This window comes from Paraburkholderia unamae (assembly GCF_003096875.1).
Taxonomy (GTDB): Bacteria; Pseudomonadota; Gammaproteobacteria; order Burkholderiales; family Burkholderiaceae; genus Paraburkholderia; species Paraburkholderia unamae.
In genome coordinates this window covers 155,449-176,635 of the sequence record NZ_QEOB01000003.1, presented here as the reverse complement: position 1 = coordinate 176,635, position 21,187 = coordinate 155,449, and the positions used below count along the sequence as shown (strand labels likewise).

Annotated in this window: 21 protein-coding genes and 3 pseudogenes; 11 read left to right on the top strand and 13 right to left on the bottom strand. The window is 61.3% G+C overall.

Going from position 1 to position 21,187, the window contains the following annotated elements; genetic code table 11:
• Window positions 1-43 precede the first annotated feature (43 nt).
• Entirely contained in the window at window positions 44-1,024 is a 981-nt protein-coding gene (locus C7402_RS07765) for an AraC family transcriptional regulator (RefSeq protein WP_165841814.1), read from the bottom strand.
• Between the two features lie 311 nt (window positions 1,025-1,335).
• On the opposite strand from C7402_RS07765, the gene C7402_RS07755 reads away from it, so the two are divergent.
• The gene (locus C7402_RS07755) at window positions 1,336-2,775 is read left to right on the top strand and encodes an IS1182 family transposase (RefSeq protein WP_116610146.1); all 1,440 of its coding nucleotides are present in this window, start codon (window positions 1,336-1,338) and stop codon (window positions 2,773-2,775) included.
• Window positions 2,776-3,045: 270 nt separating this feature from the next.
• Here the strand turns inward: C7402_RS07755 and C7402_RS07750 are convergent, their stop codons facing one another.
• The gene (locus C7402_RS07750) at window positions 3,046-4,665 is read right to left on the bottom strand and encodes a methyl-accepting chemotaxis protein (protein WP_116610145.1); all 1,620 of its coding nucleotides are present in this window, start codon (window positions 4,663-4,665) and stop codon (window positions 3,046-3,048) included.
• 666 nt (window positions 4,666-5,331) lie between these two features.
• On the opposite strand from C7402_RS07750, the pseudogene C7402_RS47625 reads away from it, so the two are divergent.
• Window positions 5,332-5,528, top strand: a pseudogene (locus C7402_RS47625) (MgtC/SapB family protein); the annotation flags it as partial.
• Window positions 5,529-5,703: 175 nt separating this feature from the next.
• On the opposite strand, the gene C7402_RS07740 reads toward C7402_RS47625, so the two are convergent.
• Window positions 5,704-6,075: a hypothetical protein gene (locus C7402_RS07740; protein ID WP_133254430.1), complete on the bottom strand. Its 372-nt coding sequence runs from the start codon at window positions 6,073-6,075 to the stop codon at window positions 5,704-5,706.
• A gap of 262 nt (window positions 6,076-6,337) precedes the next feature.
• Here C7402_RS07740 and C7402_RS07735 point away from each other — a divergent pair, with 262 nt between their 5' ends.
• Window positions 6,338-6,538 carry a potassium-transporting ATPase subunit KdpA gene (locus tag C7402_RS07735; RefSeq protein ID WP_279635539.1) on the top strand — a complete coding sequence of 67 codons (201 nt, stop codon included), beginning with the start codon at window positions 6,338-6,340 and terminating at the stop codon, window positions 6,536-6,538.
• Between the two features lie 165 nt (window positions 6,539-6,703).
• On the opposite strand, the gene C7402_RS07730 is transcribed toward C7402_RS07735, so the two are convergent.
• From C7402_RS07730 to C7402_RS07700, 7 genes are all read right to left on the bottom strand, one after another.
• Complete coding sequence (locus C7402_RS07730) at window positions 6,704-7,615, bottom strand: TonB-dependent siderophore receptor (protein ID WP_116610143.1); 912 nt, start codon at window positions 7,613-7,615, stop codon at window positions 6,704-6,706.
• A 400-nt stretch (window positions 7,616-8,015) separates the two neighbouring features.
• Window positions 8,016-8,264: a hypothetical protein gene (locus tag C7402_RS07725; protein WP_133254429.1), complete on the bottom strand. Its 249-nt coding sequence runs from the start codon at window positions 8,262-8,264 to the stop codon at window positions 8,016-8,018.
• A 400-nt stretch (window positions 8,265-8,664) separates the two neighbouring features.
• Window positions 8,665-9,030, bottom strand: coding sequence for a DUF2946 domain-containing protein (locus C7402_RS07720; RefSeq protein WP_116610141.1), 366 nt, complete (start codon window positions 9,028-9,030; stop codon window positions 8,665-8,667).
• Between the two features lie 203 nt (window positions 9,031-9,233).
• On the bottom strand, window positions 9,234-9,677 hold the full coding sequence (locus C7402_RS07715) for a copper chaperone PCu(A)C (RefSeq protein ID WP_116610140.1): 444 nt from the start codon (window positions 9,675-9,677) through the stop codon (window positions 9,234-9,236).
• A 47-nt stretch (window positions 9,678-9,724) separates the two neighbouring features.
• Window positions 9,725-10,372: an SCO family protein gene (locus tag C7402_RS07710; protein ID WP_116610139.1), complete on the bottom strand. Its 648-nt coding sequence runs from the start codon at window positions 10,370-10,372 to the stop codon at window positions 9,725-9,727.
• Window positions 10,373-10,485: 113 nt separating this feature from the next.
• Window positions 10,486-10,854, bottom strand: coding sequence for a DUF2946 domain-containing protein (locus tag C7402_RS07705; protein ID WP_116610138.1), 369 nt, complete (start codon window positions 10,852-10,854; stop codon window positions 10,486-10,488).
• 213 nt (window positions 10,855-11,067) lie between these two features.
• Window positions 11,068-11,376: a HoxN/HupN/NixA family nickel/cobalt transporter gene (locus tag C7402_RS07700; RefSeq protein ID WP_244314770.1), complete on the bottom strand. Its 309-nt coding sequence runs from the start codon at window positions 11,374-11,376 to the stop codon at window positions 11,068-11,070.
• On the opposite strand from C7402_RS07700, the pseudogene C7402_RS07695 reads away from it, so the two are divergent.
• Both C7402_RS07695 and C7402_RS07690 read left to right on the top strand, forming a co-directional pair.
• Window positions 11,345-11,730: pseudogene (locus C7402_RS07695) on the top strand (Tn3 family transposase); the annotation flags it as partial. The gene C7402_RS07700 and the pseudogene C7402_RS07695 sit on opposite strands and share 32 nt — an antisense overlap.
• An 8-nt stretch (window positions 11,731-11,738) precedes the next feature.
• Window positions 11,739-12,170: pseudogene (locus C7402_RS07690) on the top strand (IS5 family transposase); the annotation flags it as partial.
• Between the two features lie 33 nt (window positions 12,171-12,203).
• Here C7402_RS07690 and C7402_RS07685 read toward each other — a convergent pair.
• The gene (locus tag C7402_RS07685) at window positions 12,204-12,611 is read right to left on the bottom strand and encodes an ArsR/SmtB family transcription factor (RefSeq protein ID WP_116610136.1); all 408 of its coding nucleotides are present in this window, start codon (window positions 12,609-12,611) and stop codon (window positions 12,204-12,206) included.
• The gene (locus C7402_RS07680) at window positions 12,608-13,258 is read right to left on the bottom strand and encodes a peroxiredoxin (RefSeq protein WP_112174625.1); all 651 of its coding nucleotides are present in this window, start codon (window positions 13,256-13,258) and stop codon (window positions 12,608-12,610) included. Before C7402_RS07680 ends, C7402_RS07685 begins: the two co-directional genes overlap by 4 nt.
• A 340-nt stretch (window positions 13,259-13,598) precedes the next feature.
• Here C7402_RS07680 and C7402_RS07675 point away from each other — a divergent pair, with 340 nt between their 5' ends.
• Genes C7402_RS07675 through C7402_RS07660 form a run of 4 tightly spaced genes read left to right on the top strand, consistent with a single transcriptional unit; the run spans window position 13,599 to window position 17,404 of the window.
• Window positions 13,599-15,203 carry a cytochrome ubiquinol oxidase subunit I gene (locus C7402_RS07675; RefSeq protein WP_116610135.1) on the top strand — a complete coding sequence of 535 codons (1,605 nt, stop codon included), beginning with the start codon at window positions 13,599-13,601 and terminating at the stop codon, window positions 15,201-15,203.
• Window positions 15,203-16,339 carry a cytochrome d ubiquinol oxidase subunit II gene (cydB, locus tag C7402_RS07670; RefSeq protein ID WP_112174627.1) on the top strand — a complete coding sequence of 379 codons (1,137 nt, stop codon included), beginning with the start codon at window positions 15,203-15,205 and terminating at the stop codon, window positions 16,337-16,339. Before C7402_RS07675 ends, cydB begins: the two co-directional genes overlap by 1 nt.
• 10 nt (window positions 16,340-16,349) lie before the next feature.
• The gene (locus C7402_RS07665; RefSeq protein WP_112174628.1) at window positions 16,350-16,532 is read left to right on the top strand and encodes a hypothetical protein; all 183 of its coding nucleotides are present in this window, start codon (window positions 16,350-16,352) and stop codon (window positions 16,530-16,532) included.
• A gap of 23 nt (window positions 16,533-16,555) precedes the next feature.
• On the top strand, window positions 16,556-17,404 hold the full coding sequence (locus C7402_RS07660) for a hypothetical protein (RefSeq protein ID WP_133254428.1): 849 nt from the start codon (window positions 16,556-16,558) through the stop codon (window positions 17,402-17,404).
• On the opposite strand, the gene C7402_RS07655 is transcribed toward C7402_RS07660, so the two are convergent.
• On the bottom strand, window positions 17,397-17,585 hold the full coding sequence (locus tag C7402_RS07655) for a hypothetical protein (RefSeq protein ID WP_112174630.1): 189 nt from the start codon (window positions 17,583-17,585) through the stop codon (window positions 17,397-17,399). The two genes, C7402_RS07660 and C7402_RS07655, sit on opposite strands and share 8 nt — an antisense overlap.
• A gap of 96 nt (window positions 17,586-17,681) precedes the next feature.
• Between C7402_RS07655 and cydD the strand changes: the two genes are divergently transcribed.
• Both cydD and cydC read left to right on the top strand, forming a co-directional pair.
• A complete protein-coding gene (cydD, locus tag C7402_RS07650) occupies window positions 17,682-19,445 on the top strand; it encodes a thiol reductant ABC exporter subunit CydD (RefSeq protein WP_116610134.1) in 1,764 nt (587 codons plus the stop codon).
• A 29-nt stretch (window positions 19,446-19,474) separates the two neighbouring features.
• Entirely contained in the window at window positions 19,475-21,163 is a 1,689-nt protein-coding gene (cydC, locus tag C7402_RS07645) for a thiol reductant ABC exporter subunit CydC (protein ID WP_244314769.1), read from the top strand.
• The last annotated feature ends 24 nt before the right edge of the window (window positions 21,164-21,187 follow it).

The following is a 21,187-nucleotide window of genomic DNA, read 5'->3' as shown; positions in this document are numbered from 1 at the left end:
ATCGATAGGGATGCCTGCGCTCAAACCAGATCGCGCCGATCACTCATCCAATCGCGCCACGAAACTCGCGCCACTGTTTCGGCGTCTTGCCCTCCCAGTTTCGGAAAGCACGCGTGAAGGAGTTCAGTTCCTCAAACCCAAGCAGGAAGGCAATTTCGGCGATCTCGATGCTCGTCGTGCAGAGAAGGCGCCGCGCCGTGTCACGGCGAACTTCGTCGAGCACCTGCTGGTAGCTCGTGCCTAGCGCCCCGAGGCGACGCTGAAGCGTGCGCGCGCTGGTCGCAAGCTCATGAGCGACCTTATCGGCGCTCGGTCGCTCGCCTGACATTCGTTTGGCAAGGGCCTTGCGAACTTCGTCGAGGAAACCATTGCCACGCTTCTTCGCTACCTGCTCGTCAAGAATGGGGAGCAGCGCGTGGAGCAGATCGGCGTTGTGCGTGACGAAAGGCGTCTCCAGAACGCGGTCGTCGAAGATCAGTGCGTCGCGCTTCGCGCGAAACTTGAGCGGGCAACCGAAGAACTGCATCAGCATGGGTTCATCTGAGCGCGCCCGTGTAAGTTCGAGGCGCTTCGGGGCAAGTGCCTTGCCAGAGCCCCGATGGAGCAGCAAGAGCAGCGTTGCGAACATGACATCGACAAGGCGCGACGGCGGCGGCGTCGAGGCGCTCAACCACGCCGTCGAGACGGCGACTTCCTTCGGAGAAAGCTCCAGGTGCAAGTCCTGTGGTCCGCAGAGGCGTTTGTAGCGCGCGAGTTTTTCGAACACAGTTCGCACGTCTGGCGAATGCAGCGCCGCAAGCAACGACAGGTCGTACTCGTGCACCGTTGTCACGCCCGCAAGCCGAAGCCCGATGTCCGGGGGCGAAGAGGCGCCCAGTGCCTCCCAGAATGCGAAGTACCGGGCCGTGTCTACCCGACCCGACGTGGGCACACGTGCGATAGCCATGGCTTGGTCGACATTTGCCCCAAGGCGCACGAGGCGTGACAGAACGGCGGGCCGCACATGAATGAGGTCGAGATTCATGCTCCGAGTGTACGGAAAAAAGCTTCCCGATAGCCAATCCGATCGCGCCATTCGAAGCGATGGTGAATGCGCTCGCCCCCTTTTACAGTAGCCCCAGCGCCGACACCTTCAACGTCGCAGCGGTACGCATCGAGCACTCGAGCTTGCGAAATACGCCTTCCACGTGCGAGTGCACGGTGCCCGGACTAAGGTCGAGTTCAGGCGATTGACGATCATAGATGCAATGCCGAGCGACCGCTTCTGGCCCAGCTTGTGTGAAAACGCATGCTGATCGCCTAAACTGAAGCAACGCGTTCAGATCGGGCGGCAACATGAAGCGATTCGTTGAAGGCGAAGACCGTAAGCAGGCTGTCCTGCTGCCCGAGTATCTCGAAGACTATGTCTCCGAGGACAATCCGGTGCGTGTAGTCGACGTCTTTGTCGATGAGCTTGATCTCCATGAGCTGGGCTTCGACGGAACCGCTCCCGCAGCAACGGGCCGGCCCTCGTATCATCCATCTGTACTGCTCAAGATTTATATCTACGGCTATCTGAATCGCATTCAGTCCAGTCGGCGTCTGGAGCGCGAGACTCAACGCAATATTGAGCTTATGTGGCTAACGGGCCGTCTTTCGCCGGACTTCAAGACCATCGCCGACTTCCGCCGCGACAACGGCAAGGCGATCCGCAATGTCTGCAGCCAGTTCATCGTGCTATGCCGTAACCTGGACCTCTTCTCAAAGTCGATGGTGGCCATCGACGGCAGCAAGTTCAAGGCCGTCAACAATCGCGATCGCAATTTTACGAGCGCGAAGGTCAAGGCGCGCCTGCAGCAGATCGATGAGAGCATCGCGCGATATCTTTGCGCGATGGAGACGGCAGACCGGACTCAATCCGATGTTGCCGAGGCGAAGGCGAGTCGGATCAGCGACAAGATCAGCAAGCTCAGGCAGCAGATGCAGGACCTCAAGGCGATGGAGCAGAGATTGCGCGAGTCGCCAGATGGACAGGTCTCCCTGACCGATCCAGACGCGCGCTCAATGGCTACCAGCGGTCGGGGAACAGGAATGGTTGGCTATAACGTTCAGACCGCCGTTGATGACACGCATCATCTGATCGTCGCACACGAGGTCACCAACGTTGGCAACGATCGCAGCCAGCTGTCGAACATGGCCGGCCAGGCACGGGCGGCTACCGGCATCAAGGATCTGACTGTTGTTGCCGACAGGGGCTACTTCAAGAGCGAGGAAGTCCTGCAATGCCATGAGGCGGGCGTTACGACCTTCGTTCCCAAACCATTGACTTCGGGCAAGAACGCTGACGGCTATTTCGGCAGGCAGGATTTTATCTACATTGCCAAAGATGATGAGTATCTTTGCCCGGCCCAGCGGCGGCTCAACTGGCGTTTCACAAACATCGAGCATGGCATGACGCTGCATTGCTATTCGAGCTCGGCCTGTTCTACCTGCGCCATCAGGAAACAATGCACTTCAGGCAAGCAGGCTCGCCGGATCAAGCGCTGGGAACATGAGGCCGTCGTCGAGGCGATGCAGCGACGGCTCGAACTGAAGCCGGAAATGATGCGTGTACGCCGTCAGACCGTCGAGCACCCGTTTGGCACGCTGAAATTCTGGATGGGCGCGGCGCACTTCCTTATGAAAACACGCGAGCATGTCAGCACCGAGATGAGCCTTCATGTCCTTGCATACAACCTCAGGCGCGTCATGGCGATCCTCGGTACGCAGGCGATGATGCAAAAGATGCGAGCCTGAGGATAGGCTTGCAGCATGGCGGTCGAACCAGCGCGCATTACGGCGCCTGGGTACCCCTTCCTCTCACAAAGAGTTCAAGCGCCCATAACCGTCACACGGACCAAATCGGGCCCGTTGACGCCTGCGGCTGATCGCATGAAATCGTCATTGCGTCCGCCTCGCGTTTTTACACGACCTGGACCCACTGCTGCCACTAGTGCGGATGCGACACCAGCGGCCGCTTTCGGGACTACATCGATCGCTTGTTTTCAAGCCGCTGGGCTGATTCGATCAGTCTGACACGATACGCTTTGCTTCCCGGCGCTGAGTAACAGCGTCAATCTGCGAAAGCGAAAATTCGCCGCGTTCGAGACGGAAAAGGCGCATTGAACTGCTTACCTCAGCAGCCCGTTCCTGCAACGTTTCAGCCGCCGCTGCCAATTCTTCCACCATCGCCGCGTTCTGCTGCGTCAACGCATCCATCTGTGTGACAGCCGCACCAATCTGCGAAACACCGGTACGCTGCTCCGTCGACGCCACACTGATTTCATCAAGTGCCGTGCTGACTTTTTCCACCGCACCGAGAACATCCTTCATCCGTTCGCGTGCGTCCCCGGTCCGATCTCGTCCAAGCATGATACGGTTCACCGAATCCGCCAGTACGCTCTTGATTTCCTTCGTAGCTTCCGAAGTTCGCTGCGCGAGTGCCCGCACCTCGGATGCTACGACTGCAAACCCTTTGCCTGCTTCGCCAGCCCTGGCCGCCTCAACAGCCGCATTCAACGCAAGAATATTGGTCTGAAAGGCTATGCCCTCGATCATTTGTGCGATCTCACTGACCTGCCTCGACGAGCCAGCGATGCCTTCCATGGTTTCCGCAACCGCCTCAACGGCCTCATTACCCTGAAGCGTCACTCGCGACGTGTCACGTGCGAGTGACGCTCCACGCTCCGCAGCCTCGGCACTCTGTTGCACCGTGCCGCTGATCTGGTCCATAGAGGCAGCGGTCTGCTCCAGGTTGCTAGCCTGAGACTCGGTCCGGGCCGAAAGGTCCGAGTTTCCCGCTGCAATTTCCTTGATTGCCACACCGAGCTGATCAACCTCGTCGCGCACATCACGGACAACCGTACGCAGGTTGAGAGACATCTGCAGCAGCGCCTGCTGCGCACGGCCGACCGCATCTTTCCCCGCTGTCGTTACCACGTGGGACAAATCGCCAGCGGCCAGACGGTTCGCATCGTCGACAAGTCCATCCAAAGGGCTTATCGCCAGCGTGTGAACCAGATGGGAGATTGCCAGGATCGACAAGATGGTCGCAATAGCAGTCGTCCACAACGGCAACCCAGCCGCAACCGTCCCGAAGAGCGTGCTCCCCGCCGCGATCTGGGCAAATAGCACCTTGCCCCCAGTACCCATCTTCAACGCGCGTCCGATGCGTCCGAGCCAGTTCCGGCGCACAACTTCCCCCCCGTGGAGAACGTGGATCAGGTTTCCGCTACGAGCTTCCTCGCGCATCACCGCGTATAGACGCTCGGCCGCCTCGATCGATGCCCGCGAGGCGACAGTGCGCACGGAAAGGTAGCCAGTGATGTGCGGCCCATCGGTCATTGGCGTTGCGTTGGCCTGCACCCAGTAGTGGTCACCGTTTTTGCGCCTGTTCTTGACAAATCCGCTCCACGGCAACCCTTGCTGCAACGTTGCCCACAGGTCACGGTAGGCTTCGGGAGGCATATCCGGGTGACGGATGATGTTGTGGGGCTGGCCAAGCAACGCTTCGCGCTCAAAGCCGCTTGCCTCAATGAATGCCTGATTGCAGTATGTGATGCGCCCCTTGAGGTCGGTCACAGATACGAGTGTCTTGTTGCCGGAGAGTATGTACTCCCGCTGGGTAACGGGCTGGTTATTCCGCATGAGGTCTACACGTTGCTATATTTTATGTTCGGAGCCTGATTCCGCGAGAGCATCCTTCTGTGTCTGGAGACGCCACTTCAATAGATCTGGCGCGATCGCGACAGATTCATTTGGTTGTTTCTTGCGACAGCGAGCGGGAAAGTGCTGGGATCTGCATGTGCTTGAAAAGTCAACATTAATAACGGCAATGATTGATATAACTTAACCCTTGGTAGGGTTGTTTTTCTAACGAATTTCTTTCATCGTTGTTTGGATGGCGTAAAGTTCGTGTTAGCCATATTGCCATCGGCTGCAAATGCGCGCGCAAGCCTTAGCGAGCAACGAACCCGGATGCGAGTCAGTCCAAATCCGCCGCTAGGTAATCGTACGCGGCGACTGCTTCACTCTATTGCCGGACTTTGAACCGCTGACGGTACTACCGGCACCAACGGATGGAGAGAGAGCATCCGACTCGCAGTGAGAGCTAACATTCCTGGGAATGGCCGATTCCAGAGGTGGAACTGACGCCTGAATGGCCGAGTGAAGGTGCGGGCGGACGACCCTTCATGGCCGGACGCCGCCCGACGCGGCCGGCCGCAGGCGACCCAACTCGGCGACTCGACCTTGAGGTTGATCGATGTCCGTTTTCAAGATGAAAGAGCCGATTGAATGAAAGTGTGACTGTGCGCCGCCCCAGTGGTTTCCGTTATTGGCTTTCCTGGCGCACGGCCAATACTTCTCCGTGGCGACGTGGTGCGAGGTCTGACGACGGCGGCGAGCTTCTGGTTGGTCACGTGTATAGGGTTGATAGTTGGGACGGCACGTTCTCGGCCGTGGTCGGTGCCGCCGTCATCATCTTGATCATCCTGGTCGGCGTGAAGCCGCCAAGCGACAGTTTATTTCGTGCGTCAGCAGCGCACCATGCCCTTGCGGAAGAACGGTACCGGCACCGTCCAGCGAGTCCGTCTTTCGCACCGTCGGGGCTATGCGTGACGTCTGATTATTGGCTAGGCGACGAACCTGCAGCATGCCCGGTTTGCCGGACCGTGCGGATGAGCTTCACGCGGCCACTTTCGTGGCGCCCGTGTAGGTAATCGCCTCGCTCTCGTTCATCAGCGTCGTGCCAGTCTGGAAAAAAAGCAGCTCATTACCCCACCAGAAGTAGGCGTAAGCGCGGTGCGTACGGCCATTCTGCGTCACCGCGAATTCGTAGGCGGTGCCGTTCAGCGTACCGTGACGCGCCTTCGTCCACTGGATCATGGGCTGACTCTTCATGATCCTGTAGTGCCAGGCCTGCACCCGTTTGCCACCGTGCTTCACCATCCCGCGCCGGTCCTTCTCGTAGCCGACGAACTCTCGCATATGCTTCGGCCCCCTGTTTGGATTTGATCCGCCCTTTGAGCGTGCGCGCTGCTCGGGAGCCAAGCTCATAGCTGTGTCCCGCGTCAGCGGAAATAGTTTAGCGCGCCGCTCGAAAAAAAGGCCCGGTCGCAGTCACACCCCGACGGCACTCATCGGCAACGCAACCCGACGCGACCCTCGCCAACGTAGGGATTCGCGCGCCTGAGCGCGAAACTGAGCACAGGTTTGTCCACCGATTCTGTGCATAACCTCATAGAAAGCCCTCTGACTGTGGGTAACTCGCCAGCCACATGAGAATCGTCCGGGTGCTGCTTGCACGCTCAAGCCCATTGTGGCGCCTATCGCCATGGCCGCATTCCTTGTCCGCAAGAAGTCGGCACCTGCCACACTTGGCACGATGCGCGACAACACCGCGACGTTCGGTTTTCTGCTGCTGGGAACGATCCTGATTGTCGGCGCGCTGCTGTTCCTGCCGGTGGCGGCACTCGGGCCGCTGGCGAACCATCTCGGGCCAATTCCATTCGGCGGATGACGCAGCAGTGACATAAACGGAGTGCCTCTGTCGAATTATAGAGGACTGCAAATCATGAACTCGACGCCTGCCGTACCCAAAACGATGCACCCGGTGTCGCGCGGCCCGCAGCCTCCGCACAAGCGGCGCGACCAGTTGTTCGATCGCGAACTCGTGCGCCAGGTGCTAAAGCAGTCGATCGTCGCGTTGCGACCGGATATCCAGTGGAAGAATCCGGTGATGTTCGTCGTCGATCGTGGTGCGTGGCTGACCGATAGGCGCACCGGGAAAGGCGTGGCGGTCAAGCTCGCCTGCCAGTGCCTGGGCGGCCGGCAGACCCGAGTACTCCAGCTGGCTGCTATGGTTGAACTGTCCCTGCACAAGCAGGACAGTCTTGGGGTCGAGCTGAAACGAGACGCTCGGCTTTACCGACCACCGTTCGCCCTTGACCTGGTCGATCCAGCTCCCATTGCTGTGGTATTCGCCCGCAATGCGCGCGTTGATCGAAGATGTCAGCGGCCCGGTCAGGTCGAAATAGGGATTGACGGTTCCATAGCTGCCGGTGCGCATCGCAACGTAGCCGCCCGCCTCGCTTGCCGGCCATTCGGACTCGATATTGATCAGGCCGCCCAGCGGGGAGCCGAGGCCCCCGCCATACAAGGTCGAGGCTGGTCCCTTGAGCACCACGATCTGCTCGACACCGACGAGGCTGGCTGGGCTGTTGGCCGCACTCATGCCGTACATGGGCAACCCGTCCATATAGGCTTCGGCGGGAAATCCTCGCACGATGGACGCGACAAAGAGATTTTCTTCCGGCTGGCTGGGGACTACGCCTGACACGTTCACGAGTGCATCGGCCTGCGTGCGGGCGTCCTGCTCCTCAATCAGCGTACGGGGGAGCACCTGTACCGATTGCGGCACTTCGAGCAAGGGCGTGTCGGTACGTGTTGCGGAGCGGACATCGAGCGCAGTGTCCGATGCTGAAAAGCGGTACCTGTTGGCCGTGATCCTGATTGCGGGCAAGCTCGGCGCATCTGCGCCAGAGTCTGCCGGTGCAGCCACTTCTGTTGTCGCGGAAGAGGCGGCGGTCGAGGCCATTGCCGCGCCATGCACTTTGGCCGCCTCGTTGGGGCAGCTCTGGAGTATCGGTATGGGTCTCCTGCGCATGCAGGGGTGAAGCGAGGGTCGCGAGCGAAGCGGTGGCGACAATGGTCAGCCTGCACATGGTTGCTGTTTCCCGGATGGAGTCGTGTATCTCGTACAGGCGGCTAGTAGGTGGCGAAGGCTCACCGGCTGCACGTTTTAGCGTTTGTTTTGGGGAGATCCGGCTCGCGAATCGCTGCGTTCGGCAGATCGTGTTCGTGCTGCCGGAACACCGCTTGCAATCTGTCTGGCAATCAGCGCATCGCCAGCCTGTTTCCAGGCCTGACGATCGCAGGGTGTGCCTTGGTCGATGAAGCGGAGCAGCGCGCCCAGCAGTTCGCCGGGGGCGCGATTCTCAAGCGCTGCGCACAATGGCGAGTTGATCGCGCGCCCGGCGCTGCAACAGCCGGTCCTCCTTGAGCACGCGGGTTGCGTTTGCGCGCGCTTTCTGTGCGCGTACGGCAGCCTTTTCGGCTTTGACAAGCGCGGCGAGCTTGCGCTCTTCGTCCGCGCGGCGAACCGGATTGTCAAAGAGCGCTAGCAACGCTCGCTGGTGCTCGGTAGGCGTCTTGAGCTCACGTATCACCCCGATGCGCTCGTTCAACCATTGATCGTTCATGTCATGTTTCTCCAGCTAATGTAGGATGCGGTGCGATTGCGTCAAATGCGTATGGAGGTCGCTTGCCGCCGTCGGTATGCGGGTACGGCCAGGCGCCGGGGATCAGCACTCGCATTGGCGCGCCGGCGGACCCGGTCAGCGTCGTACACGACGGACCATGCTCAACCTGCCCGCGCGATGGCGGAGACACACGCCGTGACGTTCAGCCATACGGGCTCCGGATTTCCGGCAGCATGGCAACGGCGGCGCGCGGCAAACTGCGGAAGCCACCTATGTGTTGTGCAATGCGGTCCGGACGGTGGCGTATCGCGTGCAGATCGCGACGGCGTGCGCGATCCACCGCGCGCCTCGCGGTCGCACAGTGCACAACAGACGAAAAGGGGAATCAGCGAGCGGCTGGAGGCGCCCTCGGCCGTCCCGAGGGGAACGCGCCAAGCGGCGTGAAGCGCGAGATGAGCGCAGGGACGATGGTGACGAAGACGAGTGCAACAACTGCCAGCGCGATGGCGGACAACGGCGGCATGGCTGCGTGCGTGGTCAGCAGGTCGCAATAACCGCAGCCGGACAGCTCGCTATCGAGCGCGTGGTGAGCCTGGATGCCCGCAGTCTGTGTGTCGGAGCAGAGTGGCGCGACAGGTTGATGCGCACGCTCTGCCAGGACCAGTTGACTGATCAGCGGCACGAGCACGATGAGCCACATTGCGATCAAGCCAAGCCAGGCAGTCGTGCGGGTGCGGGCGGATGGAGACATGTCAGCGGGTGGTAGTGTCCGCAGTTATCTGGCAATGCATGAACGATGCTTTCCTGGGCTGCGCGGGATAAAGGAACATCAAGGCGTGTGATACGGTATCGCGGTTTGGCAGCTGGATATTCATGACGCAGCTTTGCGAATGAGTCGACAGGCAGGCGACTGTGCCCGCCTAAAAAACGGTCACAAACTTCACCTGTTGCGCTTTATTGACCTGCCGCATTCTTCACGGCACATTGTGCTTGGACATTTTCGCCGTCTCCGAACTTGAAGGTCACAGGAATGCTCGAACCGACTGCGAGCGGCTGCTTCGCTTTCTCGAACATCACGTGATAGCCACCGGGCGCGAAGACGAGCGTGCCCTTCGCGGGAATGCTTGCCTTGTCGACCATGACCATCTTCGACGTGCTGCCGTTGCTTTGGGTCTGGTGCAGCATCGACATGCCAAATGCGTCCGTGCTGACGCCGACAAGATCGATGTTCCTGTCGCTCACGTTCGCGAGTTTGAAGTAGCCGCCGGAGGGCGTGTCACCGGGCATCGAGCGGATCCAGCAATCCGAGACCATCACCGAATTGGATGCGGCAGCGGCGGCGAGCGACATCACCGAGAGAGGAAGGGCAATCGAAATCGAGCGAAGAATGCTATGCATGGCTTATGTCCTGTTCAGGATTTAAGAGAGAGTAGGGGCAACGTCAATTAGCCGGCATCGAGCAGCTCGCCCAGGTCGTGAACCCAGGGAGCGCTGCCCTGTGCATCGCGCACATACAGGCGCAGTTTGCCGTGCGTATCGAATACGAGACTGGCAGCCGTGTGATTCATGGTGTAGTTGTCAGCGTTTGTCCCTGGAACCTTTTCGTACACCAGGTGGAAGTCAGTAGCGATCTTCCTGAGCTGGTCGGCATCTGCCGGTCGCAATGCACGGAATGACGGGTCAAACGCCGCTGCGTATTGCGCGAGGATCGGCGCCGTGTCGCGCTCTGGGTCGAGCGAGACGAAGAGCACCTGGATATGCTGCGCTTTTTCCGGACCAAGCTGCTGCATGGCCTGCGATAGCTCGGCAAGCGTTGTTGGGCAAACATCGGGGCAATGCGTGTAGTCGAACACCATGATGACAATCTTGCCGCGATAGTCAGCGAGTGTGCGCGTGTTTCCGTTTGTGTCCGGCAGCGAGAAGTTGCTGGCGAACTGTCTGTTTCCGGTGATATCCAGATTCTGGAAGGACAGTGAAGGTTTCTGGTCACAGCCAGCCAGTGCAAATGTCCCCGAAAGAGTGAGAACGGTAACGATGGTGGAAACCGTGCGGTGCCATCGTCGGCGTGCCGTGAATTCAAGCGGTCTTTGCATGATGCGTACCGGTGCGGTGCGTATCGAAGAGGCGCACGTGAGCGAGCGCGTGCCGGGCAAACGCCAGGCATGCGGATCATGAGAATGCAGGATGCGAAGCGTGCGACGACGCTTCAGGAGCCGGAGGGCGGGGCTCGCGGATAGCCCGCGAAGTACGCAATGACGGGGAGGTCAACGGGCCACGCGGGCATGACGACAACCGCGGTGAGCAGCGGTAGCCAGCCTGGCGTGGGTACGGCGATGGGCGGCGGCGCTGCTGGCGTTGCAAGCAGGTCGCAATAGTCGCAGGCCGAAAGGCTCCCGGTATGGGCGAGACGGGGCGCATGGCCGAAGGGGCTGGCCGAGCAGATGGCTGCGTTGGGCTCAATTCCACGCGCAGCGGCATTCATTTGACTGATGAGCGGCGCAAAAACGAACAGGCACATGGCCAGCAGCGCTAGCCACGTGCCGGATTGCTTGCTGGCGCGTGTAAAGGCAGTCATGCGCGCATGGTAGCTCACCTGGGCTAAATTGCGTTAGCGAATATGCAGAGGGATAGTCGATCATCGCCGTTGTGCGTCTGGATGCGGCCATATGCCGCAAACGGTTTGTGTATTTTGCCGCCTGGTCTGACCATGATTTTCACCCGCAGCATGATGGAGCGCTGACCGATGGACGCTCGTGCAAAGAGAGGCGACGATCAGCACCCCTTTGCGTTACTGTGATCTGCCGGTCTGGGACGCAGGCAGGTCGTCGTAGCCTTTCAGGCGGTAGATCACGAAAGAGGCGACCCAGGCAAAGATGAACAGACCGATGATGACGAAGCCGAGGTTGTTGAAGTTGTTGTTAAGGCGTCCAATCAGGTCCCAGAATGGGCCTTTGAGGCTGAACTGCTCCGCGAGCAGCCCAAGTGTTTCGATGCCCCCGATAAGTACCGCGACCGCGACGGAGACGAGCGTGTGTTGATTTGCAGTAGAAACTGACCAGCCGGCCTTGCGGCGCCGCGTATCCGCCGGGCTGAACAAAGGGGAAGCTCGCAATTCACTCGCGCGGGCTCTGTTCTTCTATCGGTTGGGCGAGATACGGGACCGTTCGTATGAAAACAGCGCTACCGGGCCCGCGGCCTGAACCTGGTGGTGGCCGCGATTACGCTGTGGAACACGGTGTATCTGGAGCGTTCCATTGCCGCCCTACGGCAGCAGCGCGAAATCGACGACGGCCTGATCTCGCACGTCGCTCCGCTTGGCTGGAATCACATTAACCTCACTGGCGACTATGTGTGGCACGCCAACAAACGCGTCGCCAAGGGGCGATTCCCGCCCCTGCACGTCAGAAAATCGACAGGGCCGTCTTGGCATACGAAAAAATCCGTTTCTTGAGGGCACCGCGACCCGGTTCAAAGCACCATCTCATCACCGAAGCGCAGGGCATCCCGCTCGCGGTGATCCTGACCGGCGCCAACCGCAACGATGTCACTCAACTTCAAGCGCTGGTCGAGGCAATTCCGCCAATCCGCAGCAAGCGTGGCAAACCATTATCAAAGGCTCGGCTCGTTCAGGGCGACAGCGGTTACGACCACGACAAATATCGACGTCCACTACACGCCGCCGGCATTGCAACCGAAATCGCTCGACGTGGTCAGCCTCATGGTAGTGGGCTGGGCAAAACACGCTGGGTCGTGGAGCGGACCATCTCGTGGCTTCACAACTTCCGCCGACTGCGCATCCGTTTCGAACAGCTGGCTTTCATCCACGAGGCATTCCTCAGAATCGCCTGCTGCATCATATGCTGGCAACGCCTGCAAAAGTCATTCTGCTAACACCTCTTAAACTAGCGCGACAGAACCAAAAACTCACCGTTCCACCCGGGCAAATCGCGCGCTGTCTCCAGCGTGGCTCGCGGGCGCGGCGACAGGAGCCCTCTCGGCGGGTGTTTCAATCTGTGGCAGCGTCCTTACCCTGAATGCCACGAGCAGCAATTCGAGAAGACGGCGGACATTTCCGTCGCCCAGCGAATATAGAACCGATCGGGATTCCCTGCGCGTCTGAACCAGGCCCGCTTTGCGCAGCTCTGCAAGTTGCTGCGAAAGCGCGGGCTGCTTGATGTCCAGCTGCTCCTCGATCTGTCCCACGGACTGTTCGCCTTGCGCGATCTGGCAAAGCAATTGAAGCCGGTTAGCATTGCCAAGCAATCGCATAAGTTCTGCGGCTTCGCTCGCGTGCTCCTGTAGCGCCTCGAAGTCCTCCGGCGTGGTTCTCATGGCGATGGCCGCTCCCTGTAGTACCACGGCGCGCTGCCTTGCCCGCTTTGCAAGGCGCCATCGAGCGAGACCGGCGCCAGTTCCAGCATCGGCATGCCGGGCTGCCAGCCTTCGGGCGTGGACGCGCTGGCGTTGTCCGCGGCTTGCAGGGCGCGCACGAGACGCAGTTGCTCGTCGACCGAGCGGCCCACATTCAACGGATACCAGGTGATCGCCCGGATTATCCCTTCTGGATCGATCACATAGCTCGCCCGGATTGCCGCCGCATCGGGCGCAAGCGGGTCGAGCATGCCGTAGGCCGTGGCGACGGCCATCGATGGATCCTCGATGATAGGAAACGTCACCGTGACGCCGAAGTGCTCGTGGATGTCCCGCAACCACGCCAGATGCGCATAGAGGCTGTCGATGGACAGCCCGAGAAGCTTGCAGCCAATCGCGTCAAATTTGTCCTGGGCCTTCACGAGACTGACGAACTCGCTGGTGCATACCGGCGTGAAGTCGGCTGGGTGGGCGAAAAAGAGCAGCCAACTGCCGCGGTAGTCCGCGAGCGAGCGTTCGCCGCAAGTGGTTCGGGCGCGAAATTCCGGTGCGGGATCGCCGATTCGAATCGCGCGGGTGACCGTGAGGGGATCGTTCATGGTGTGCATTGTGTTCGTCGCAAGTATATCGGGGCAGCGGAGGGCCGTGTAACGAGACTTATTATTTCTTAACCTGTGAAAATAAAACGTTTGCTTCGCGAGAGTCGAACCGGAGCACGCGGCACGCCGCATAAGCCGCTGCGGCAGTTGGCCACGCTTGATCTGCTACTAAAAGTTACTCGATTACATAAAATATGAAACTATCAGAGGCGGGGACATATGTCGCCTCCGTGGTTTCACCGATGCAGTGAATCGAAGCGCCAATCGTTGAGCGCCGGTGCGTGGCCGACTATCCGCCGCAGGACCGGAATCCGGGATTCGGCTCGTCAAGCTTTTAGCGGAGCATTTCATGATCAACGACACCGTGGTTGAGCTGTCGCGGCTTCAGTTCGCCGCCACCGCGCTCTATCACTTCCTCTTCGTCCCGTTGACCTTGGGACTCACTTTTCTTCTCGCGGTGATGGAGACCGTGTACGTCATCACCGGCAAGAAGATCTACCGGGAGATCACGCAGTTCTGGAGCGGCCTGTTCCTCATTAATTTCGCGCTCGGCGTGGCGACCGGGCTTACGATGGAGTTCGAGTTCGGCACGAACTGGTCATTCTATTCGGGCTTCGTTGGCGACATCTTCGGAGCGCCCCTCGCGATCGAGGGGCTGATGGCCTTTTTCATGGAGTCCACTTTCATCGGCCTGATGGCGTTCGGCTGGGATCGCCTCTCGAAAGCGCAGCATCTGACCGTCACCTATCTCGTCGCGCTGGGTTCCAACTTCTCGGCGCTGTGGATTCTCGTGGCCAACGGCTTCATGCAGAACCCCCAGGGCGCGGCCTTCAATCCGGTCACGATGCGCATGGAACTCACGAGCCTCGGCACGCTCATCTTTAGCGAGGACGCCCAGACGAAGTTCGTGCACACGAGTATCGCGGGGTACGTCACGGCCGCCATTTTCGTGACGGGCATCAGCGCGTACTACCTGCTGCGGGGTCGGCACGTCGAGATCGCGAAGCGTTCGTTTCGCATGGCGAGCCTGTTCGGCGTGCTTTCGGTGGCGGGCGTGATTACGCTCGGCGACGCACTGGGCTTCGTGGGCGGCCATGCACAACCCTCGAAGCTGGCCGCCATGGAGGCGATGTGGCAGACGGAGAAGGCGCCTGCGCCGTTCAACATTGCGACCTGGCCGGTTCAGGGCGAACAGCGCAACGCGTGGAGCATCCAGATTCCCTATGTGCTCACGCCGCTCCTCACCCATACGTTCGATACGACCGTTCCGGGTATCGACCGTATCGAGACCGATGCTGCCCGGCGCATCAAGAACGGTATTCCCGCCGTCGAGGCGCTCAAGGTGCTGAGTTCCGATCCGGCCAACGCCCCGGCGCTGGCGCAGTTCAATGCGCACCGCGAAGACCTCGGCTACGGCTTTCTCGTGAAGCGCTACGCGCAAAATCAGGACGTTGCGAACGCAACTGACGAGAATATCGCCCGCGCATCCCGCGACGCCATCCCGAACGTGTTCACGATCTTCTGGGTGTTCCGCGCCATGGTGGCCTGCGGACTGCTGATGCTCGCGTATTTCGTGATTTCGGTGATCCTTTCGCTGCGCGGCGATCTGATGCGGCATCGCTGGTTCCTCAAGCTGGCGCCGTGGATGATCCCCGTTCCCTTCATCGCCTGCGAAATGGGCTGGGTCACGGCGGAGGTCGGCCGGCAGCCCTGGACGGTGTTCGGCGTGCTTCCCACCTGGATGTCCGCGTCGAGCCACAGCGTGGGCTACATGATTTTCTCGCTGGCGGGCTTCGTGCTCATCTATACGGTGTTCGCCGCTGTCGAAATCTTTCTGATGGTCAGGGCGATTCGCAAGGGGCCGGAAAGTCACGATGCTGACGGACACGCAGACAGCATCGCCGCGGGCGGCGAACTGGCTGCGCTGGGCATCTCGACGGTCAAGGAGCATTAATGGAACTCTATCTTTTCTTCAAGGTGCTCTGGTGGCTACTCCTCGGCGTGCTGCTGATGGGGCTGGCGATCATGGTCGGCATGGACATGGGCGTGGGTGCGCTGCTGCGCTACGTCGGACGGACCGACACCGAGCGGCGCATCGCGCTCAATACGATCGCGCCGCATTGGGACGGCAATCAGGTCTGGTTCATTCTGGGCGGCGGCGCGATCTTTGCCGCCTTTCCCCTGATCTACGCAACCGCGTTTTCGGGGCTCTACATCGTCATGCTGCTGCTGCTGTGGACAATGATCGTGCGGCCGCTGGGATTCGAGTATCGAAGCAAGCTGCCGACGGCCGCATGGCGCAATGCGTGGGACTGGGCGCTCGTCGTGAGCGGCGCCGTGCCGATGATCGTGTACGGCGCCGGCATGGGGAACATGCTGCTGGGCGTGCCCTTCCATTTCGGCTGGGATTTGACCTCTTTCTACACGGGCAGCTTCCTCAGCCTGCTCAATCCGTTTGCCGTCATGTGCGGGGTGCTGTCGCTGTCGCTGTCGGCCTGGATGGGCGGCGCGATGCTCATGGGCCGCACCGAGCGCGGGCCGCTCTGGACGAGGGCCAGGCGTGCGGCGACGGTGGGCGGCATGGTCGCGATCGTGCTGTTCACGATCGGCGGGATCTGGGTGAGCCATCTGCATGGCTACCGCATCGCACACGCGCCGCTGCCGGGCGTGGCGCAGACGCCGCTGCAACAGAGCGTCGTGGTTGCCGAAGGCGCATGGCTCGACAATTTCCGAAGCCATCCCGTGTTGTGGGCCGTGCCGGCCCTCGGATATATCGGCATGCTGCTAGGTTTGCCAGCGATCCGCGCCGGCCGCTCCACGCTCGCCTGGTGGTTTGGCGCGCTTGCCTGGATTGGCGTGATCGGCACGGCAGGTGTGAGCCTGTTCCCGTTCCTCATGCCGTCGTCCAGCGATCCGTCACAAAGCCTGACGGTATGGAACGCGGTATCGAGCCGTAACACGCTCATGTGGATGACCGGATGGACGGCGGTGTTCATGCCCGCAATCATCGCGTACACGAGCTGGGCGTTCTACATCATGCGCGGCAAGGTGAAGGCCGAGCACGTCGAGTCGAATCCGCACGCCTATTGAGGAGTCCGTCATGAAAATCCTGCGTCATTTTCTGTTGTTCATGGTCGTTGCGATGCTGGCCATCGTGTTTGGCGTGGTGGTCGGCGACTATGGAGCCTGGTACTTCTCCTGGCTCATCGGGACGGCCACGATCGTGCTGTTTGCTGTGGCCGGCGGCGTTCTGTTCGATACACAGGAGAAAGAGCGACCCTGATGTCGCCGCGCAAGGAGCCCTCCATGAAGATTTCGCTTGGTGCACTTGCAGCGCGATGGAACCGCTCCGATTCCTTTGCGTTCTACGATGCCGTCGCGCTTTCGTCAGTCGATGTCGTCTACGTCGGTATCGCCGTTCGCGGGGTCCAGGGCGGTTTGCAACAGAGGGACTGTCTTGCGGTTGCACGCGAACTCTCGTCGGGTGGCAAGGAGGTCGTGCTTTCGGTGCGTGCAGGCGCGGACCTTCCTGGGAGCGAAGACGCGCATGCATGGATCGAGGATTGCGAACTCCCGGTTGAAGTCGGCGACGCGAGGACATTCCGGTTGCTGGCCGGGAAGGTGCCATTGGTGATGGGAGCGGGCATGCCGTGCGCAAGCGCTGTCGAACTCAGGCGGCTGGTCGAACTGGGGGCGCGGCGCCGGGTGATGACCGCGGTATGCAAGGGGGAGGTCGCGCAGGCGCTCGCCTGCGCGGTCGAATCTCGCTGCGAGATGGAGCTGCCGGTATTGTCGCCGCGCCGATTTGCGCGTTGGCGGTGTCGCGTCGAGGCTTGCAATTATGAAGGATGGCCGCTGCACGCGATGCCGGGTTGCGATCTCGCTGCATCGCCAGACGAGACCGCGCCCGACTGGGCATCCGATCTGGATGAGCTTCGGCGCGCGGGCGTGGGGGTTTTGCGCGTGACGCCGCGCGATACGGGGGACATCGGGTTGTCACAGGCGCTGTGCGAGTGGGTGCGGGGCGACATCGACGCGCGGGCCGCCTATGCGGAATATGCGGCGTCTCCCGAGCGTAGTCGTGTACGCGTGCCCGGCGCGCTTCACCCCTGGCAACGGTCCATCTTCCAGCGAATCTATGCTCGCGTCAGGTGATTTCGTGTTGCTCCTGTTGCGTGTCGAAAAGCACGCCGCCGGCGGTCGCGAACAAGACGATCAACGCCGTACCGACCAGCCACGAGAAGTACCAGAGGCCGTAGTTGCCGATGATGACGCCAAGCACGATGGCGCAGACGGCGAGCGTGAGGTACAGCATGAACTGCGAAGCGGTTTTCATTGTGTCTCCATGGCCCATCCGGCGGCGTAACGCCGTGCATGACGGCATCGGCAACGAAGGATTATAGGAGCCGCTGCGCTCACCAGGTATTCGCATATGTCCTCATCACAGGCACAGGCAGGTAAAACTATCGATCGCTGGCTCGCCGGACGCGCCGCGTCCGTTCGCGTCGGCATCGCAAGCGTAGTCACGCTCGGCATGGCGTCGGGTTTGCTCTTGATGGGGCAGGCAGCGTTGCTTGCGTGGACCCTGAGCGCCGTGGTGATGGACGGAGCCGGGCTTGCCCGGGTGTGGCCAGCGCTGGTGGCAATGTTGCCGATCTTCGCCCTGCGCTTCGTGCTGATCCGGCTGGCGGAGCGCACGGCCTTCACGAGTGCCGCCTCCATGCGGCAGACACTGCGCGGCGAACTGTTGCGCAAGTTGCAGGCGCTCGGTCCGGTGTGGCTCCGTGGTGAAGCGACCGGGGCGCTTGCGACTCATCTCGTCCAGGGTGTCGAGGCGATCGAGGGCTACTACGCGCGATGGCTGCCGGGGCGTGCGCTGACGGTCCTGCTGCCGTTCGCCATCCTGATCGTCATATTTCCGGTGGACTGGACTTCAGGGCTCGTACTGCTGATTACGGCGCCGTTGATTCCGCTGTTCATGATCTTGCTGGGCAAGGCCGCAGCCGAGGCGAGCCAGCGTCAGTGGACGCTGCTCGCGCAACTGGGCGCGCGGTTTCTCGACTCCTTGCAGGGCATCACGACGCTGAGGCTCTTCAATGCGGGTCGGCGCGAGGCGGCCGTCGTCGCACGGTTGTCGGAGGCGTATCGCAGCAGCACCATGAAGGTGCTGAGGGTCGCCTTCCTGTCGTCGGTCGTACTGGAATTTCTCGCCACGCTGGGTATCGCGGTGGTCGCCGTATTGGTGGGTTTTCACTTGTTTTACGGGAAAATCCCACTGCTGCGCGGGCTGTTCGTCCTGTTACTCGTGCCTGAGTTCTATATCCCGCTGCGCACGATGGGAAGCCATTATCACGAGCGGCTCGACGCGATCGCCGCAGCCGAACGCATCATGGAAATACTCGATCTCCCCACGCCGGCCGAAACCGGTGCGCGGCTGCCGTTGCCGGCCGCGAGCGATTACACCATCCGCTTCGACGATGTGCGTCATGTCTGGCCGACCGGGCAGGCCGCGCTCGACGGACTGCATTGCGTCGCGCAAGCCGGGCGTATCACGGCGCTGGTCGGGCCGAGTGGCGCAGGCAAGAGCACGGTGCTCAACCTGTTGCTGGGGTTTGCACGACCGACGGCCGGAACGATTTCCATCAACGGCCAGCCGCTGAACGAGACCGACCTCGACGACTGGCGTTCGCGAGTCGCATGGGTCCCGCAGCGCCCCCACGTTTTTGCCGGCACGGTACTGGACAATCTGCGGATCGCCCGGCCCGATGCCGACCGTGCCGCCGTGCGCGCGGCTGCGGCAAGCGCGGGCGCCGACGCGTTTATTCAGTCGCTGCCGCATGGATACGACACCCCGCTCGGCGAGCGTGGCGCCGGGCTCTCGGGCGGCCAGATCCAGCGGCTCGCGCTGGCCCGCGCGTTCCTGAAAGACGCCCCGGTGCTGCTGCTCGACGAACCGACTGCGAGCCTCGACGCCGATACCGAGGCGACGATCCACGATTCGCTGCGGCGCCTCGCGCGCGGGCGGACTGTGCTGTTGATCGCGCACCGGCTCGCCACCGCAGCTCTGGCCGATACGATCGTCGTCATGGAGCAGGGCAGGGTCGTGCAGTCGGGCACGCACGGGCAACTTGCGGCCGTGCAGGGACTTTATCGTCAACTCATTGATGCTCAAGCCGATGCGGAGGCCCGCACATGAAAGCGACTCCTCGCATCGCGCAGCCGGCAATGGACGACGCCGCCGTCGCTTGTGCCGACCTGCGGCGGCTCATCGCATTGTTTCGCCCTTACTGGTTATGGATGGCGGCGGGAGCGGCGTTGTCGCTGGCGACCATGCTTGCCAACGTTGCGCTGATGGCCATTGCGGGCTGGTTCATTGCGTCGATGGCGCTGGTGGGCGTCACGCATCTCGCATTCGACTATTTCACGCCTGCCGCGCTGATCCGCGCCTGCGCGATCGTACGCACAGGCGGCCGGTATCTCGAGCGGCTCGTTACGCACGAAGCGACGTTGCGGCTGCTCGCGCGGTTGCGCGTATGGTTCTATGTCCGCATCGAACCGCTTGCTCCCGCCGGGCTTGGAAGGGTACGCGGCGCGGACCTCGCCACGCGCATTCAGTCCGACATCGACAGTCTCAGCAATCTCTATCTTCGCGCGCTCGTGCCCGTGGTTGCGGGTGGTGTCGGAACGCTGGTCATTGTCGCGATCGTGTCCGCGTACAGCGCTCCTGTCGCGGCGATCACGTTCGTGTTCTTGTTGCTGGCGGGGGCCGTGCTGCCTTGTTTCGGCTTTGCGTCGACGCGCGAACCGGCCCGTGCCTGTATTGCCTTGCGTGCCGAATTGCACGAAACCGTGGTGGACAGTCTGCAAGGGCTGGGCGAGCTTCAGGTCTATGGGGCGGCGCCCGCATACGCTCAAAAGGTCGACCAGTTATCGGCGCGGTTGATCGGCCAGCAAAAAACGATTAGTCATGCCATGGGAATGTCCCAGGGCGCTCTCGCCGCCTGTGCATCGGGCGCGATGTGGTGTGCGTTGCTGCTCGCCATCCCACGACTGGCATCTCCTTCGCTGTCGCCCGCCGAGGTGGCCATGTTGGCGTTTCTGGTGCTTGCAAGTTTCGAGGCGGTCATGCCAATCCCTGCGGCGCTCCAGCTTGTCGGCGAGAGCCTTGCCGCCGCGCGCCGCATCTTCGAGCTGGCCGATGCCACGCTCCCGGTTCAGGATCCCACCGAGCCGGTTGCGCTCGCAGCGCGAAACGATCTGGTCGTGAGTCATCTGGGGTTCCGGTACGACGAAACGTCGCCGTGGGTGCTACGCGATCTTTCTTTCGATCTTCCGGCTGGCGGCCGGCTTGCGATAGTCGGAGCAAGCGGTGCAGGCAAGAGTACGCTCGTGCAGCTGTTGCTGCGCTTTCTGGCGTATTCGAACGGACGCATTGAGCTGGGCGGCGTGGATCTGCGCGATTGCGCCGCCGACGACGTGCGCGCCCGCATCGCCGTCGTTTCGCAGGATACGTATCTCTTCAACGACACGATCCGGGCCAATCTGCTGATCGCGCGGCCGGACGCAGACCAGGCAAGCCTCGAGGCAGTGTGCCGCGATGCACAGCTGCATGAGTTCGTCTGCGGCCTGCCGCGTGGCTACGACACACAGGTTGGCGAAGCGGGGACAACGCTGTCGGGAGGGCAGGCGCGGCGGCTTGCCATTGCTCGCGCACTTCTGCTCGACGCGCCCATCCTGGTGCTGGACGAACCGACCGAGGGGCTGGACACGGTGACCGCGCAGGCCTTGATGAGCGCCATCGTCAGGCTGATGGCGGGGCGCAGCGTCGTGCTCATTACGCACAAGCTGACCGACGCGACACGGAAGTTCGACCAGATTCTCGTGCTGGACGAATCGATTGAGATGCACGCTTGATAAACCTCGATGTTCTGATGACTT